This window comes from Blautia sp. HCP3S3_B11, assembly GCF_052064435.1.
In the GTDB taxonomy this organism is placed as follows: Bacteria; Bacillota; Clostridia; order Lachnospirales; family Lachnospiraceae; genus Blautia_A.
In genome coordinates, this window is sequence record NZ_JBQHVP010000010.1 from 1 (window position 1) to 17,639 (window position 17,639).

Below are 17,639 nucleotides of genomic sequence, written 5' to 3' on the forward strand. Positions count from 1 at the left end.
AAAAAAAGAGTTATCGTAAATTTTGACGGTTATTCTCTGCTGAAAACTACCATTGGCCTTTGGTTTTACGATAACTCTATATTTACGATAAGTTGGATTATTGTGAGAAGGTTTAACTGAATAACGAAACGTTATTGAGCCTATGGGTATCTGATTTATTTCGGGTATCTGTAGGCTTTTTTTATTGACTTGGCACGAATAATTTTTTATGATTATTTCGGGAAAATGTACATTAGTCAATGATGTGACACCAACTTTTGAAAAATAAAAGGAACGGTATGGTATTATAGATTTTAACCAGTGAGCATGTAATGCTACACACTTTTCTTATTCCGCTTGACTACTTTTTATCTGCTGGGATGTGGCCTGTCAAGGTTGCAAAGCACCCTTATCAGGGCATGACCTTGACAGGTCACACCCTAGCAGATTTATATTAAACAAGCGGAATAAGAATTATTGTGTCTCAAGTATGAGACGTTTTTGCAAAGGTGATTTCCAGCCTAATACCTGCATTGGTATGTTGTTGGATCGATTTAAATATCGTTTCATCTGTGTTTGTAAATCATCATAGTCGTAGAAAGACATATGATTATAAAATCGTTCTTGATCATTACGATGGCTTCGTTCGACTTTTCCATTGTGTCTAGGTGTTCTGGGACGAATTCGCTTGTGTACAATGTTAAGTTTAGAACACAGCAGATCTAAAGGGTGTGTTCGATCAGATCTTTTTAGATGAGTGAATTCGGCACCATTATCGGTTTGCAGAATGAAAGGCTTGTAACCGAAGTAAGCGATTGCTCTCTTAAGGAAATCTACCGTGGAATAGCTGCTTTGCTCCATGTATGGATAAATAAAACGTTCTCTGGAAGCTTCATCAATTACTGTGTATTGATAAAACTTTTGAGGGACAGTGCCGGAATAACAGGCAGTAGGGACATATTTAACATCCATTTGCCATTTGATTCCCAACTCGGTAGGAGTGTCGTAAGGCTGAGGTTTTCTTTTCTTTTTGGTAGAAGGTGCGTAACTGGAATAACCAAGTTTACGGTAGATACGATATAAGGATCCCGGATGACGAGAGTAACCTTTGTTGGCGCGGAGTTTTCCGTACAATTCGCACACAGAAATTTTTGGATTGCGTCTATGGTAATCTCGAATCCATTTCAACTCTTCATCCGTATGGGCGTTTGGATGTTTTGAGAGAGGTCTATGGGATTTGTCGAGCAAAGACTCTTTTGTCCCATCAAACTTTTTGTTCCATCGAAGAAGAGAAGATTTAGAGATATGATATCTTCGACAGACAAAAGAAACACCGACTCCGGAGCGATATAGTTTGACTGCATAGAATTTTGTGTTAATTTCATGTGGCAAATATCGTTGTGAATGTGTTATTGTATTCATGACGGTTAAGTACTCCTTTTTGTTAGGGTTTTGGTTTGGCGATTAAAATTCTAATGTACTTAACCGTTTTTGTATAGCGTTAGGGTGTCACATCAATTGTAACCCTACAAATTTTTTATGATTATTTCGGGAAAAGTAATTGACAAACTAAAATCAATTTGGTATTTTATAATATTCCACTAAAGTGGAATGAGGGCAACATAGTACTCCACATATAATCTTAGAGCTTTGCTCAGGAAGGAGGTAGTGCTATGAACTTTAATGTCACCATTGACTGGAAGTTTGTTGTTGCCCTTGGCACGGCAGCAGTTGGCGTAATCTTCGCTGTGAAGATGGACGGCGCTGCAGCTGAACGCGTATCAACTCATGCAGTTGACGCTTGCAAGGAGTATGCGATCGCTGGAAACAGCGATTGCTAGTCTCCGTTATGATCGGAGCATGTAATCGACTGTGGTTATATGCTTTTTTTATAAAATACGGAAGGCGGTGCAGATATGGATATCTTGGATAATGAAGTAAATAAGAGATTAATTGCAGGAAACTTTCCGTCAGAAGTTTTGCAAATAGTTGATGGATATAAGGCAGATTCGGTGGATTTTGCTGTTCTTTCAGAGCCAGGAGTAAAGGTTTTAAGAAAATATCCGATGCTCACTTATGGTCTTTTTACAACGTTCGCCAATAGAGTAAAAGAAATAGAGTCACTAAATAGAGCGGAATTATTTGAGCAGGAAGCAAATATTCTCATAAATACAGGTTATACGGTCGATACACATAGCGGTAACGGGAAAATATATTTAGAAGGGTCAAAGCTTTGCCCGGCTGTAACGACAGTGGATAAGATTCTGTGGTATGGGGCATGGGCTTATTATTTCAGTAATGATGCTTTGCCAAATAATGAACACTATAGCCAATATCAGGATATGATGTTTGCCTGGATGTATTTATTAAAAATTGTGCAGAGCAAAGAAATCAAATATGGTATGGCGATAAATGTTAAGTCGGTCACATCCAAGACTAATATCCTTAAGCTTATTGAAGCCGATTGGAGTAAGGTTGATAAGAAATATTTTTCTAAATTGACCGATTATGGTAAGAAAAAGCTTCAAGAGATTCATAATGCACAAGTAGCGTTAAGAGAGAAGGCCGAGTCGGACAATGACAGCCAAAAAGCTATTGCAGATAAGACGTCGGTGGAGTGGTCTCTTTTTATTGATTTAATAAATGATTTGTCGCAAAAGGAAAGGAACGTTATAAGCCGTATTAATTGTGCCGGATCCCCGAAAGATAAAGTTAGAATTATTAACGAATATAATTTGGTGATATCTGGTATCGAAAGAGCGAAATATACTCTTAATAATAGAGAAATAGATTTGCTGGCTCTTTTTGAAGTGATAAATGAAAGAATGCAGAAGGCATCTGCTTATTGTGTTGTAAAAACTTCTGAGGAAAAACCTTTTAGATTGCATCCGGCAGTTTTTATGTTGGCAATGGATCCGCGCACCTTTAATTATTTGTTTATGTCATTTCATCAGTTTAGACTTAATCCTGGGAAAGAAACGGCAAAACAATTTGCATCGTTAGCTCTCTCTGCACTAAGGAAAAACTTAGGGATGGAAAGCATTAAATATATTTCGCTTGATGATATAATCGAAGATTTTTATCAGACAGTGTTTGGCTTTGTGAACGAGAATGAAGGTGCAATAAATAGACTTTCTTTTGAAAGACTCCAGAAGGACAGTTCTATCGTTGCTGTTGGAATTTCTTCAGAAACGGATGCTCAGATGAAGGATTTATCTGATAGATTGAAAGAGATTGAAAATAGCGCAGAGTATGAGCTTGAAATTGAAAAAATAATTGCAGGTACAGGTGTAGCTCTTTCTGCGGAAAAGATTGCTGAATTGGTAAGCCATGAGGAAGAAAAATCTGACCTGATTGATCAGGAAACTATTGCAAGTCGAATTGTATTTTCGCTTAATATTATTTATATGTTCTGCGAGTTGCTAAGAATAATTCTTGTAAATTGTCATGCTAATATTAAGGTCAAGAGGCGAGATACTATTGAGAAATACAGACGTGAGCTAATGCTGCTTGATGATAGGCTTGTTCATAAAGTATATGCGCATCTTGGAGACCAGGAGATAGGAATGCTGGAATATCGAGAAAAGGCAGGCATCAATGCATTATCTTTATCTGATCAGGAGGTAGAGGAAGAGAATTATCGAAATGATATTTTTGCAGATGTTCTTAAATCTTCAATTCTTTCCCTGATCGATAAAATCGAGGGCAAGAAAGATGAAGAAATATTACAGACTAAGACCCGAATCCGTGAGGAGATTCTTAGATTCCCGGATTGTGATGAAAAAGAGCGTTATACAGAATGGTTGGATGAAATAAGTCAGAGATTAAGTGATGCTTTAATTTTGAACTGTAAACAGGAGGACGATTATCAGAGGATAAAGGAAGGAATACTGCTAAGTCTTGGTGAGAAGGCTGCTATTCTTCCGGAGTCTACGGTTGATTCGCTTACGACAGCGGAAATGCTCTATGCCAGATATGCATCTGAGAAATTTGCTGATAAGGGCTTTGACTTTAGCTGTATCTCTGCACTTTATTATCAGGCTTTTGAAGAGGCTTATAATAAGCTGATCTGGAAAGGATATTCAGATGAGTTAAATGCGCTTGAATTTAATGGAAGAAAGTTCACGGATATTCTTTATGATTGTAAAAGACGAGGGATAGACGTAAGTGACGCAAGAGGATATCTTGATGCGGATCCTAATCAGAGAGGATATTATATAGACTATCAGAATAGAAATCGTTCATGTACAAGCGTTAGCTCAAGATGTATGTATAAAAGTTTTGCTATTTTATTACAAAACATTGTTCCTAATACAAGGTTAGAAAAGTTATGTGATTATTTTGCAAGGATTACAGGCTTTGATAGCAGAGAAGCTATGTTTAATGATGCTGACTTTATGAGAAACTGTTGTGCTTTTGCATCAGCAGTAGATTCTTCGGCTGATAACAGAAATAATGCTTCACATGGTGGAACATTCATCAGTGTCGAGCAATGTAAATCTGATAAGAAAGTAGTGTTGAGTGAACTTGAAGCGGTAAGGAGCGATAGCTTGGGACTGGTTCAGCAGTTACTATTTTTGTTGAAATAGTTGAAAGCATAATGGACCTGTGGGTAGAAATACCTACAGGTCTATTTTTTTGTCTTTTTTCGGCTTTTACCGGAATTATCTCGTCAAAAGGCGCTTAGGAAGATAGAAGGGAGGTGCCTGAGATGAACGGTATCGAAAAAAGAGAGCTGCCTTGGTGGCAGAAGTACACATTAACGCTGAATGAAGCATCGAAGTATTTCGGAATAGGTTACAAGAAACTGAAGATATTTGTTCAGGAACATTCCGATGAGGATTTTGTCCTCTGGAACGGAAACAGAGCACTGATCAAGCGTGAGCAGTTTGAAAAATATATGGACAGTCAGATGAATGTGATCTGAGTTCATAAAAATTTTTCATTTTTCTTGTGGCAAAGGAGCCGTGAATGTGATAGTATATTGATACATAGTCGGATACATACTATGAACTATGTTAGATAAATATTCAAGCATGGCTCCCTCAATCGAAAGGAGACGATGTTCAATGAGCGAAAAGAGACGCGATAGTAAGAATCGCATTCTTCGCACAGGAGAGAGCCAGGAAGCGGATGGACGCTATAAGTATAGATACATTGATGCCAATGGTAAGCGCAAGACAGTTTACAGTTGGAGATTGGTGGCTACAGATAGTATTCCAGCCGGTAAAAAAGATAATGCGCCTTTAAGAGATCAGGAGAAGGCAATCAATAAGGATTTGGATGATATGATTGTTCCTGATGGCGGCGGCTTAACGGTTCTTCAGCTTGTGAAGAAATATATAGCAACTAAGACCGGAGTTAAGCATACAACCAGAGCAGGTTACGGAACTGTAATTAATCTGCTGGAGAAGGAGCCCTTTGGAGCAAGGAGAATCGACAAGGTCAGATTATCCGATGCAAAGGAATGGCTCATCAAATTACAGCAGGAGGATAAAAAGAGTTTCTCAGCAATTCATTCTATCAGAGGTGTTGTGAGACCGGCATTTCAGCTGGCAGTTGATGACGATATATTAAGGAAGAATCCCTTTGAGTTTCAGCTTGCTACTGTACTGGTAAATGACGCAGTTACTCGTGAGGCCATTACAAGAAAACAGGAAAGAACTTTCCTCGAATTTATTAAGAACGATGCGCACTACTGCAAGTATTATGACGGTATGTACATTCTGTTTAAGACAGGGATGCGTATTTCGGAGTTTACAGGACTGACGCTGAAGGATCTGGACATGGAGAACAGAACCATCAATATTGACCATCAGCTTCAGAAGACCGGGACGTTGGTTTATATCGATACAACGAAAACCTACGCCGGTACCAGAGTGATTCCGATGCAGGACGATGTGTATGAATGCTTTCAGAATATCATCAAGGCAAGACCTAAGCTTAAGGTGGAGCCGATGATTGATGGCTACTCAGGCTTCCTTTGCTTTGATAAGGATGGTAAGCCGATGGTGGCAATGCACTGGGAGAAGTACTTCCAGCATGCAGTTGATAAGTATAACAGCATTTATCGCATTCAGCTTCCGAAGATTACACCTCACGTCTGCAGACATACGTACTGCTCTAATATGGCAAAGTCCGGAATGAATCCTAAGGTGCTTCAGTATCTGATGGGACATTCGGATATCAGCGTCACTCTCAACACTTATACTCATCTTAAGCTGGATGATGCGAGAGAAGAGGTTGAGAAGCTTGCCAAGAAGCAGGCAGAGGCTGATGCAGAGCTTAAGCAGCTTGGTATGAAAGTGGATGCCACTGACAGATTTAGAAAGTCAGTTTAGACCATCAAAACGGTGAGCTTTTTAGTTTAGACTATTCAGAAAAGTCCGTATTTATAAGGCCTTGAAGGAATTTGTGGTCTAAATGGTAGTTAAGAGTGGTCTATGAAATGGTCTAAATTTTCATAAGAATCTGCTGATATCAGCCATTTGTGGTTGGCAAATATTTTCTAACATTTGCCGAAAATGGTAATGGTCTAAAAAATCAGGCGTGGTCTAAGAATTTTTGGAAATTTTGTGCCACGATTAGACCAGAAAAAACGAATGGTCTAAACTTGAAATCATAGACCATTTTAGACCAATTTTTAGACCATTTGATGGAATAAACATGCCGAGATAAGCCAAAATAAGCCGAGATATGTAAAAAAGGTCAGCAGACTGAAAAAGTGCGCGAATGCTTGAAAAATAAGGAAAAACCGAGATAATCCGAGATAAGTTAGGAGTTAAAAATATATGATACGCGTGTTATTTATTTGCCACGGCAATATCTGCCGTTCACCAATGGCAGAATTTGTTTTCAAAGATATGGTATCAAAACGAGGACTTGCAGATCAGTTCTATATTGCATCTGCCGCGACCAGTACAGAGGAAATCTGGAATGGAATAGGGAATCCGGTGTATCCTCCGGCGAGGGAGGAGCTTGCTAGGCATGGAATCAGTTGCAAAGGTAAGAGAGCAGTGCAGTTGACAAAAGCAGATTATGATAAGTATGACTATATTCTTGGTATGGATCATTGGAATCTGAAGAATATGTTGGGAATACTGAAAGCGGATCCGGAGGGAAAGGTCAAGCTTCTTCTGGATTACAGTGATAATCCGCGGGATATCGCAGACCCATGGTATACAGGTGGATTTGACGTCACATATTCAGATGTAGTGGAGGGCTGTGAAGCTTTTTTGAGGTACTTGCAAAATATAAAAAAACTGTAAAACCTTTTGTCGATGGAATTTACTTTACAAATGGCTGGGACTATTTTATACTATGTCTACAGCGACTCTTAAGGGGGCTTTCGCTCCCTTATTTCTTTTTCCTGAAAGGGAAGTCAACGTTCAAATCAGGGCATCCTGCCCGCATTATTTTCAAAGTAAGAAAGGAAACTGAATATGCAGAAAGACTATGAAACATTCGTAGAGAAACTGGAGATTGGTATTTATGAGGCCACAGGAATTCCAAGAGAAAATATTTCTTTTGAGAAAGAAGGCGGGAGATTTGCGCCTGTAGGAGACAGACTGCTGGTGAAGTTTGCCGAGCACGATGATGCATGGGAAGTCTGCGGACTTTATACACAGGAATTATTTAAATCTTATCAAAGTGGAAGTTCATTTGAGGAGATTATGGCTGAGATTACAGATGATCTGAAGCGGATTAAAAAGGCTGATATTTATGAGAAAACAAAAGTAATCAAAGATTATGAAAAAACAAAGCCGCGTTTATTTATCAGACTGTTAAATGCCAATAAATATGCAGCAGATTTGCAGGATGCGGTTTATAAAACTCTTGGAGATATTGCGCTTGTGCTTTATATGAAAGTTACTGAATATGAGGGATGTGTAACTAGTACGAAAATCCGCCTGGGAATGCTGGAACAATGGGGAAGAGACAGTGATGAGGTATTTAAGGAAGCATTACTCAATACGTACTTTATGAGCCCACCGAGAATTTACAGATGGGAGCAGATGATCTTTAATCCGGAATATGAAGGTGAGAGTTTTATGAATCTGGGAGATAGATGTGAATTAAAGAGAGATGCGATGGGAAATTGTTTAAGCACTACCAAGAAGACGAATGGAGCAGTTGCAGTGTTTTTGCCCGGGGTGGCAGAGCAGCTTGCATATATGCTGGATTCTGATTTCTACATGGTATTTACAAGCGTGCACGAGGTGATGATTCATAATGACAAATTTGTGGAGCCTGAAGACTTGCAGTATGTTTTGGAAGATACCATTAAAGAAGCCACACCTAAGGAAGATTATCTTACATCCAGGATTTATCAGTATAATAGAGAGACACACAAATTTATTTGTGTAACTTCTTTAGATGAGTGAATATAGTATTTGAATGATTGGATATGATTTTTGTTGTATTGATGATAAATGCTAGTACAGCGAAAATTAAGTTTCTGCTATATTGACGCAGGATGATTTCTTCAGCTGCAAGGCGAAGGAATGAGGCGTAGCCACCGCTACACCTCTTTCCTCCACCTTGAAATAAGAAAATTTATCCTGCAAGATTGTTTCAAGAATCAACTTGTTGGCACACTAGAAATATAACCTTTGTTGAAGATAAAGCAGCGTGTTGGGGAGGGGGTGCCCATTTGAAATATTAGTTGGTATTGTGTAATGCCGTTGCTTGTTAATAATATAAGAAGCAATAAAATAGTGTGAGATAAAATATGAGAGTATTCGTTAAAAGAATACTCTCATAGTAAAATTCTTATGTGTAGTTGAAAACGGCAATTATCCAAGCAGTGCGGAGTCGTTACTGAATTCTTCGCCGCTTGCACGTTCAAACTGATCCAGAAGGTCTTTGACAGTCAGTTTTTTCTTTTCTTCACCCTGAATGTCCAGAATGATTTTACCTTCCATCATCATGATCAGACGATTGCCATGTGCAATGGCATCTTTCATATTGTGGGTGATCATCAGAGTTGTAAGGTGATCACGATTTACGATCATATCTGTGATTTCAAGAACCTTTGCGGCTGTTTTCGGATCAAGGGCAGCGGTGTGCTCATCCAGAAGCAGAAGTTTCGGTTTCTGGAGTGTCGCCATAAGAAGGGTAAGCGCCTGTCTCTGTCCGCCGGAGAGGAGTCCTACTTTGGAGGTAAGTCTGTCTTCCAGACCAAGACCGAGAATTTTGAGAAGTTCTCTGTATTCTTCTCGTTCTGCTTTTGTAATTCCAGAGCGGAGAAGACGGGATTTTCCACGACGTTTTGCAAGTGCAAGGTTTTCTTCAATACCCATGGTGGCAGCAGTTCCGGTCATCGGATCCTGGAATACACGTCCAAGATATGTGGCACGCTTGTGTTCGGAAAGTTTGGTAACATCAATATTGTCGATAAGGATCTGTCCTTCATCAACCGGCCATGTTCCTGCAACAGCATTTAACATAGTAGATTTACCGGCACCGTTTCCACCGATGACTGTGACAAAGTCTCCTTCGTTCAGTTTAAGATTCAGGCCATTTAAAGCACGCTTTTCATTGATGGTTCCCGGGTTAAATGTTTTATAGATGTTTTTTAATTCAAGCATTTTTATTTACCTCCCCTTTTTACCGGTTTGTTGAAATATTTGCCTTTCCAGTATGGGAACGCAAGGAAGAGGGCAACAACGATTGCGGAAAGCATCTTCAGCAGGTCTGTATCAATACCCATCCAGATAACGACCTGAAGTACCAGATAGTACAGGATGGAGCCAAGAATAACAGCGGTCAGGCGAAGTGCAAAGTTACGGAAAACACGTCCGAAGATTGCCTCACCGATAATAACAGCAGCCAGACCGATAACGATGGAACCACGTCCCATATTGACATCTGCAAAACCCTGATACTGTGCAAGGAGAGCGCTTGAAAGCCCTACCAGACCGTTGGAGATCATAAGACCAAGAACTTTGTTCATGTTTGTGTTGATACCCTGGGCACGTGACATATTTGGGTTACATCCGGTTGCTCTTAAAGAACATCCAAGTTCTGTTCCGAAGAACCAGTATAAAATTGCAATCAGAACAATACACATGATTGCTACGATAAAGATGGTGTTTTTGGAAAGGGATGTGTTTTTAATATGACGCAGAGAAACCAGAAGATTGTATTTATCAACATTGATTGCCTGGTTTGCTTTTCCCATAATTTTCAGGTTGACAGAGTATAAAGATAACTGTGTCAAAATTCCGGCAAGGATTGCAGGAATTCCCATAAATGTATGGAAAATTCCAGTAACAAGACCGGCAAGCATTCCTGCGAGAGTAGCGGCGAGCATGGAAATCCAGACATTATGTCCGGAAAGCATCATCATTATACATACTGCACCACCGGTACACATGGTACCATCTACAGTAAGGTCTGCGATATCGAGAATGCGGAATGTCAGATAAACACCGATTGCCATGATTCCCCAGATCAGACCTTGTGCCACAGCGCCCGGAAGCGCAGCTATTAACGTCATAATTTGCATTTGTAATTTCCTCCTGTTGAGACGCGAAAAGCGAGAGAGGTATAAAACCTTTCCCGCTGATCGCATATAAGTTAAATTTTCGTAACTGTGTTGTTACTGAACAGTTACAAATTTTCGTTCAGAATTATTCAGCAGCCTCTTCAGTTGCATCATCTTCAGCAGTTTCAGCAGTAGCTTCGTCTGCTGCATCTGCATCGTCAGATGCTTCTTCTGTATCTTCAGCAGCTTCGCCGATTGCTACATAATCATCAGGAACTGTGATGCCAAGTTCTTCACAGATATCTTTATTGTATTCTTTTGTGAAGTTTGGTGCATATTCGATTGGCATTGTAGAAATATCTTCCCCGTCTTTTAAGATTTTAACTGCCATTTTACCGGTTGTAACACCAAGATCATAGTAGCTGATGGAAAGTGTTGCAACACCACATCCCTCGCAGATACCTTCTTCACCTGTGATTACCGGAACCTTTGCCGGAAGGCAGATGTTGTTGATGATTTCAGTGTTAGATGCAACTGTGTTATCTGTCGGTACATAGATTACATCACTGGCATCAGCAGCAGTTGTAGCAACAGAAGAAAGGTCATTGGAATCAGAGAATGCATAATATTCACATGTATATCCCAGTTCTTCCAAAGCAGCTTTTACTGTATCTACCTGATACTGTGAGTTTGCTTCTGCAGAGCAGTAGAGGAGACCTACATTTTTAGCATCAGGGAAAAGTTCCTGAAGCATTGCAGCCTGTTCATCAAGTGGTGCAAGGTCAGCAGTTCCGGAAATATTTCCACCTACAGTTCCGTCGAAATCATCAAGTCCGAGTGCAACACCATATTCTGTAACAGAAGTACCAAGAATCGGAATATCGCTTGTTCCGGCTGCTGCAGCCTGAAGAGCTGGAGTTGCGTTTGCGAGGATCAGGTCAACATTGTTGGAAACAAAGCTGTTAACGATTGTAGAACAAGTATTGGAATCGCCCTGTGCATTCTGTTCGTCAAATGTAACGGCATCCTCGCCAAGTTCTTTGGTTACTTCATCCTTAAATCCCTGTGTTGCAGCGTCAAGAGCGTCATGCTGTACAAGCTGGCAGATACCGATTGTATATTTGTCTCCGTCAGCGGCACTTGCTGTTACTGCGCAGGTTCCCATAGCCATGACTGCCGCAAGAGTAATTGATAATGCTTTTTTTTTCATATTATATATCCTCCTAAAAATAAGATTTTTGATTTAACCAAATCAGGCAAATAGAAAAATGGATTGTGAATATTCGCCTGACTTAAAGTGATCTCTTACTTTGTCGAAAAATCACTTCGGTGTTTTAAAGTATAACGCTTTAATGTTAAAAAGTCAAGCGATTGTTGCCAGTTGGTTTGTATGATTGCTTTTTTATCGTTACTGTTCACACGCCACTATCCCGCGAGGTGTTTTGCATGAGAATGTCAAAACACCTCATGAGATTGCGGCGTGTGAACAGTAAGATTTTTATTTCATATATTATATAGAAAGAAAATTAAAAGGCAGTGTGTCATTATGGCGTATTTGATTATGCTGGATGCGGGGCATGGCGGCCAGGATCCGGGAGCTGTATATAAGGGAAGACAGGAAAAGGATGATAATCTTAAACTGGCACTTGCTGTGGGGAATATTTTAAAAAATAATGGAATTGACGTTTCTTATACCCGCACAGGAGATATTTATCAGACACCTTTTGAAAAAGCACAGCTTGCAAACCAGGCGGGTGTAGATTATTTTATTTCATTTCATAGGAACAGTAGTTCCAAAGATAATCAGTATAATGGGGCAGAAGTGCTGATATATGATAAAAGTGGGATAAAATATCAGATGGCAGAAAATATTCTGGGAGCTTTAGGGGAAGCAGGTTTTCGGGAAATTGGAGTAAAAGAAAGGCCAGGACTGGTGGTGCTCCGTCGGACCAGGATGCCGGCTCTTTTGATAGAGACTGGATTTATTAATTCAGATGAAGATAATAAGTTGTTTGATGAGAAATTCAATGAGATCGCGCAGGGAATCGCAGATGCGATCTTAGGAACTTTGGATGAAGAGACAGTGCAGGAACCGCTCTATTACAGAGTACAGACGGGAGTATTTAGAAAAAGAGAAAATGCAGACAGAATGTTGTATCAGTTGTTGGAAAAGGGATATCCGTCATATATCTTGCATGAAGATGGATTTTATAAGGTTCAGACAGGGGCATATCAGCAGATTGGTAATGCGGTAAATATGGAACAGAGACTTAGAGATGATGGATATAGTACTATTATTGTGACAAAATAAATGTATAGTATACCAACTTGCCAATATACCAGAAGGAAGAAATATGCTATAATTTATAGAAAATAATTGATAAAAGATATATTAATGGTTACTGTTCATATATCACTATCCCGCGAAGCGCGTTACTGAGAACGGGATGAGCAGTAACTATTAATGAGAACAGAGCGAATAGTGAAAACAAAAGAGGGAGAGTTGATAAACGATGAAGGATGCATATGCGGAATTTTTGAAAAATGCAGAGGAATTCATTTTTGCAGAGAATACACCAGAAAAATCAGATATTATTTTTGTACCGGGAAATGGTTATCCTCAAATGGCTGAATGTGCAGCGCGACTTTTTAGAGAAGGTATGGCTGAATGGATTTTGCCAAGTGGAAGATACAGTGTAGTGAATGGGAAATTTTCGGGAGTTCTTGAGAAGTCAGATATTTATAATAAAGAATATAAGACAGAATGGGAATTTCTTAAAGAGGTTCTTATAAAAAATGGTGTTCCGGAGGAAAAAATCCTGAGGGAAGATCAGGCAACTTTTACGTATGAAAATGCAATTTATTCCAGACAGATAACTGACCAGATGGGACTGGAAATAAAAAATGCAATTTTGTGCTGCAAATCGTATCATTCCAGAAGATGCCTGATGTATTATCAGATTTTATACCCGGAAACACAATTTTATGTAGTACCGGTGGTTGCAGATGGAATCGCCAGAGAGAACTGGCGGGAGAGTGAAGAAGGAATTGATGTTGTTACAGGAGAACTCTCCAGAATCGTGAAACAATTTTCACTGATGCTGGAGAGATGATATTATTTCTGTTCTTCTGTTTCGGTTTTTTGTTCAGGAAGCCAGATGTGGACAAGTTCGATTCTATTTTTGTCCAGATGGTCAACAACCAGGCGGATACCGCTTTCAAGTGTAACTGACTGGCCTTCCTTTGGCAGACAGTCAAGCTGTTCTATAATATATCCGCCAATAGAGTCGTAATCTTCAGATTCCAGATTGATATGCAGAGTTTCGTTGATATCGTCAAGTTTAGCAGAGCCTTGGACTACATATTCTCTGTCAGGCTGTATTTCCTTAATATCTTCGACTTCGTCCTCGTCATATTCATCCCGGATCTCACCTACGATTTCTTCAAGCAGGTCTTCTAATGTGACGAGCCCGGCAGTTGCGCCGTATTCATCAAGAACGATTGCAAGATTGACAGATGCCTTACGCATTTCAATCATGAGATCTGCGGTAGCCTTATATTCGTAAGTAAAGTAAGGCTCACGCAGGATATTGCGGATAGAAAAGGGTTTATCTTTTGGATAAATAAGAAGATCTTTCATATTGATTATGCCGATTACGTTATCTGTGTTATCTTCATAAACCGGAAAACGGGTATGCATATCTTCACTGAAGATCTCCATAAGTTCATCATAAGTGGAATCGACATTCACAAAGGTCATGTCAATTCGTGGAATCATTACGTCTCTGGCGGTAGAGTCACCGAAATCGAATACATTATAGATCATTTGTTTTTCTTCGTTTTCAATAACGCCCTCTTCCTGACCGACATTAACGAGGGTACGCAGCTCATGTTCTGTCATGGCGTTTGCTTTTGCATTCGGATCGATATGGAACAGTAAAAGTACACCGGAGGTTATTTTAGTTACGATAAACACAACCGGGGTAAGAATGAACATAAATCCATAAATAATTCTGGCATATGCAAGTGCAAGTTTTTCTGCATGGATGGTAGCCATGTTCTTAGGTGTGATCTCACCGAAAATCAAGATCAGTAAAGTAAGGATTCCGGTTGCGATGCCGACATATGCATTACCGAGAACTTTGATGGTGAGTGTGGTCATAAGAGAGGAAACAGACATATTTACAATGTTGTTTCCTATTAATATAGCACTGAGCATTTTAGGCGAGTCAGAGATTACTTTTTCCAGAATAACAGCCCGCTTATCTCCCTGCTCAGAAAGAGACTGTATTCGGATTTTATTTACAGTTGTCATAGCAGTTTCGGCAGAAGAAAAAAATGAAGAAAGAGCAATCAGTATGATGATTGCCACTGCCTGAAAAACAATACCTGAGTCCAAAGTTTTTTCACTCCTTTTGATTATGATAGTTGAGAGTATGGCTGGATCAAAAAGACAAGGACTTCTTTTCTTAATTGATTAGATTCTCTCAAAAAATATTTAAGCAAAATATACATGATTTCCTATAAAAAATCAAGAAAAAGCTTACTTATAAAAAATAATGCAAAAAAAATTTAAATGAGGGGTGTTGAAAAAGTAAGATTTGTGTTATAATTCATTCGGCTAAAATCAAAAAAAATATTACAAAATATTTACAAAATAATAAAAATTTGATAGTATATACATATATACGATATTATTATATAATTATAATGCCGTATAAAAAAATATAAATGATACCAAGGTTAAAAGTTCAAAAACTGTTCGTGCCTGCACGATAAAGCTTTTGAACTGGTAGTGCCAGATATTGGAAAATAAACTGAATTTGAACGGCATATTTAGGTTCAGTTATAGATAGCAGATGATACGGCTTAAAGATATCTGCTTAATATATAACATATAAACAAGAAAGATAAATGAAAAACAGAGGTGCGAAATGTCTAATAACATAAATAGAATGAAAAGAAATAAATTAACAGGGAAAAAAATGGGAATTCTTGCGGCAGCAGCTTTAACAGCAGCTTTGATCACAGGAAGTGTACCTGTTGTGACCGAACCAGTCAGTGCGGCTGAATCACAGGAAAAGGTGTCTGATGCACAGATACCGGATAATATTACAATTGATCAGCCTACAGAACTTGCGAATATAGCACTTCCGATAACTGAAAATGGAACTCTTGAATGGGCAGATGGAAGTTTTGTCCCGACACAGAGAGTACAGGCTTGCGAGGTGCTTCTTATACCAGCAGAGGGACAGGATCTGAGTCATGCAGAAGGATGGGATTCAGAGGCGGGAGCAGTTGTTGGATATATTAATGTAGTGGTAAATGGCATTGATGACAGCAGTTCCACAGATGTGACAGGGGATTCAGAGGATACTAAGGATCAGGAAACGCCATCAGAGACTCCGGCTGAAGAAGAAAAAAATACTTCCGATAACAAAGATGGTAAATCTGATGAAGTGAATTCGGCTGAAGCAAATAAAGATAACACGGATAAGGAAAATAAAGACGAAAACAGTAAAAAAGAAAACGACACACAGAATGATAAGGATAAAAACAGCAAAGAAAATAGTACAGACAAGAGTTCAGACAGCACAGATGTTACCGGCAAATTAGAAATTGCAGATGACACGACACAGGATACTGCTGATGAGAAAAAAAATGATTCAGACAACACAGATAGCAAGGATGATAACATTTTCGACAATCCTGTATTACCAGACGAAAAAGATAACCGTCCGACAGATGTGGAAGATAACCTGTCAGATGAAGAAAAAGAAAAGCGGTCAGAGATTAACCATACCTGTGACGGTATCACAGTAAGTGGCGTTAATCTTCCTTGGTATGTGCAGTTCAGAGTATCAAGCGGGGACAGCTATCAGTTCACAAATGAATCCGATGCGATGATTTTCCAGTCTTATGAATTTGAACTCTGGGATCTTCAGAATGACACAGAATATGAAATTCCAAGCGGAGAGTATGTCAGCGTAACTGTACCGGTGAAATCTGGATATGAGTATACAATTGAGCATCTTCTGGATAATGGTGCAACTGAGACAATCATTCCTAGCGTGGAAGATGGAATCATGGTGTTTAGCACGCATTCTTTCAGTCCGTTTGGAATTGCCGGAAGCAGACAGCTGGTAGGTCCGGATACCGGAGATGATTCAAACAGTGCCGGGACAGTGACACCTACTCCGGCTTCATCTGATACGCAGGAACAGTCTTCTGATACAGGTAACAATAATACAGTGTCAATTAATACTAATTCTGACAATAATAATACTTCTTCATTATCCGCACAGACAGACAGTTCTTCGGGAAATGAAACTGCTAAGAATAATAATGCGGTAAATACCGGTGATACAACAACAATTCTGCCATTTGTAATACTGGTGGTGGCTGCGGCAGTAATCATCGGAGTGGTTGTGTTTATAAAGAAGAAAAAGAAATAAGATAAAAGTGTAGAAGAAAACAGAAAATAAAATTTTGAATAACATATATTTCTCTCCCATATAGTTTAACAGGAGGGAAGTATATGAGAGTCAGAACGATTTTAAAATCATTATTATTTGCGTATGCACTAACCGGGGTAGCATTACTGCTCCTGGCATTTCTGCTGTTTACTTTTGATCTTGGAGAGACGGCAGTAGACATAGGAATTATCGTTGTCTATGTGTTTGCCTGCTTCATGGGAGGTTTTATGGCCGGTAAAATTACACATAGAGATAAATATCTGTGGGGAGTTGTAACAGGTCTGGCCTACTATGTGTTATTGCTGGCAGTTTCCTTTACAGTAAAGGGGCATTGGGACATGAGTCTGGCACATGCGGTTACTACATTTTTCATGTGTGCGGGCGGTGGAACACTTGGTGGAATGCTGTCGTAAAAAAAAGCTTTCAAAATTAAAAAATATATGATATACTATGCCAAGAATATAATTACATAAGGAGGATAGAGTTATGGAACATATCAAAACCCTGAATACAAAGAATTTACAGAACACAGTAAAGAAAGGTGGATGTGGCGAGTGCCAGACTTCCTGCCAGTCCGCATGTAAAACTTCCTGTACAGTAGGAAACCAGAGCTGTGAGCAGAAATAAGATCAGCTATGGAGAAATGAGATAAGCAGCGGAGTGGAAATTCCGCTGCTTATCTTACGCTTAGAAAG

General features: G+C 39.3%; 16 protein-coding genes. 11 read left to right on the plus strand and 5 right to left on the minus strand.

Going from position 1 to position 17,639, the window contains the following annotated elements; genetic code table 11:
- Nucleotides 1-453 precede the first annotated feature (453 nt).
- Nucleotides 454-1,401: a DDE-type integrase/transposase/recombinase gene (locus ACTNC0_RS09270; RefSeq protein WP_441087142.1), complete on the minus strand. Its 948-nt coding sequence runs from the start codon at nt 1,399-1,401 to the stop codon at nt 454-456.
- Nucleotides 1,402-1,652: 251 nt separating this feature from the next.
- Between ACTNC0_RS09270 and ACTNC0_RS09275 the strand changes: the two genes are divergently transcribed.
- The 6 genes from ACTNC0_RS09275 (at nt 1,653) to ACTNC0_RS09300 (ending at nt 8,363) form a co-directional block, all read left to right on the plus strand.
- Nucleotides 1,653-1,820 (plus strand): hypothetical protein, encoded by a 168-nt coding sequence (locus ACTNC0_RS09275; RefSeq protein ID WP_441087143.1) that lies wholly within the window; start codon nt 1,653-1,655, stop codon nt 1,818-1,820.
- 75 nt (nt 1,821-1,895) lie between these two features.
- Nucleotides 1,896-4,568, plus strand: a complete 2,673-nt coding sequence (locus tag ACTNC0_RS09280; RefSeq protein ID WP_441087144.1) for a hypothetical protein — start codon at nt 1,896-1,898, stop codon at nt 4,566-4,568.
- A 122-nt stretch (nt 4,569-4,690) separates the two neighbouring features.
- Entirely contained in the window at nt 4,691-4,906 is a 216-nt protein-coding gene (locus tag ACTNC0_RS09285) for an excisionase (RefSeq protein ID WP_441087145.1), read from the plus strand.
- A gap of 142 nt (nt 4,907-5,048) precedes the next feature.
- Complete coding sequence (locus tag ACTNC0_RS09290) at nt 5,049-6,320, plus strand: tyrosine-type recombinase/integrase (RefSeq protein ID WP_441087146.1); 1,272 nt, start codon at nt 5,049-5,051, stop codon at nt 6,318-6,320.
- Nucleotides 6,321-6,770: 450 nt separating this feature from the next.
- Nucleotides 6,771-7,247, plus strand: a complete 477-nt coding sequence (locus ACTNC0_RS09295; RefSeq protein WP_441087147.1) for a low molecular weight protein-tyrosine-phosphatase — start codon at nt 6,771-6,773, stop codon at nt 7,245-7,247.
- Between the two features lie 174 nt (nt 7,248-7,421).
- Nucleotides 7,422-8,363: a DUF5688 family protein gene (locus ACTNC0_RS09300; RefSeq protein ID WP_441087148.1), complete on the plus strand. Its 942-nt coding sequence runs from the start codon at nt 7,422-7,424 to the stop codon at nt 8,361-8,363.
- A gap of 411 nt (nt 8,364-8,774) precedes the next feature.
- Here ACTNC0_RS09300 and ACTNC0_RS09305 read toward each other — a convergent pair whose 3' ends face one another.
- From ACTNC0_RS09305 to ACTNC0_RS09315, 3 genes are all read right to left on the minus strand, one after another.
- Complete coding sequence (locus tag ACTNC0_RS09305) at nt 8,775-9,569, minus strand: ABC transporter ATP-binding protein (RefSeq protein ID WP_117844276.1); 795 nt, start codon at nt 9,567-9,569, stop codon at nt 8,775-8,777.
- Nucleotides 9,570-9,571: 2 nt separating this feature from the next.
- Entirely contained in the window at nt 9,572-10,489 is a 918-nt protein-coding gene (locus ACTNC0_RS09310) for an ABC transporter permease (protein ID WP_441087149.1), read from the minus strand.
- 124 nt (nt 10,490-10,613) lie between these two features.
- Nucleotides 10,614-11,678: an ABC transporter substrate-binding protein gene (locus tag ACTNC0_RS09315; protein WP_441087150.1), complete on the minus strand. Its 1,065-nt coding sequence runs from the start codon at nt 11,676-11,678 to the stop codon at nt 10,614-10,616.
- A gap of 336 nt (nt 11,679-12,014) precedes the next feature.
- Between ACTNC0_RS09315 and ACTNC0_RS09320 the strand changes: the two genes are divergently transcribed.
- Both ACTNC0_RS09320 and ACTNC0_RS09325 read left to right on the plus strand, forming a co-directional pair.
- Nucleotides 12,015-12,779 (plus strand): N-acetylmuramoyl-L-alanine amidase, encoded by a 765-nt coding sequence (locus tag ACTNC0_RS09320; protein ID WP_441087151.1) that lies wholly within the window; start codon nt 12,015-12,017, stop codon nt 12,777-12,779.
- A 202-nt stretch (nt 12,780-12,981) separates the two neighbouring features.
- Nucleotides 12,982-13,581, plus strand: a complete 600-nt coding sequence (locus ACTNC0_RS09325) for a YdcF family protein (protein ID WP_441087152.1) — start codon at nt 12,982-12,984, stop codon at nt 13,579-13,581.
- Between the two features lie 2 nt (nt 13,582-13,583).
- Here the strand turns inward: ACTNC0_RS09325 and ACTNC0_RS09330 are convergent, their stop codons facing one another.
- The gene (locus tag ACTNC0_RS09330; protein ID WP_441087153.1) at nt 13,584-14,867 is read right to left on the minus strand and encodes an HlyC/CorC family transporter; all 1,284 of its coding nucleotides are present in this window, start codon (nt 14,865-14,867) and stop codon (nt 13,584-13,586) included.
- 535 nt (nt 14,868-15,402) lie between these two features.
- On the opposite strand from ACTNC0_RS09330, the gene ACTNC0_RS09335 reads away from it, so the two are divergent.
- The 3 genes from ACTNC0_RS09335 to scfA all read left to right on the plus strand — a co-directional run bounded on the left by ACTNC0_RS09335 (nt 15,403) and on the right by scfA (nt 17,571).
- A complete protein-coding gene (locus ACTNC0_RS09335; RefSeq protein ID WP_441087154.1) occupies nt 15,403-16,923 on the plus strand; it encodes a hypothetical protein in 1,521 nt (506 codons plus the stop codon).
- 83 nt (nt 16,924-17,006) lie between these two features.
- On the plus strand, nt 17,007-17,357 hold the full coding sequence (locus ACTNC0_RS09340; protein ID WP_117675443.1) for a TIGR04086 family membrane protein: 351 nt from the start codon (nt 17,007-17,009) through the stop codon (nt 17,355-17,357).
- Between the two features lie 73 nt (nt 17,358-17,430).
- Nucleotides 17,431-17,571 carry a six-cysteine ranthipeptide SCIFF gene (gene scfA, locus ACTNC0_RS09345; RefSeq protein WP_008703734.1) on the plus strand — a complete coding sequence of 47 codons (141 nt, stop codon included), beginning with the start codon at nt 17,431-17,433 and terminating at the stop codon, nt 17,569-17,571.
- Nucleotides 17,572-17,639 lie beyond the last annotated feature (68 nt).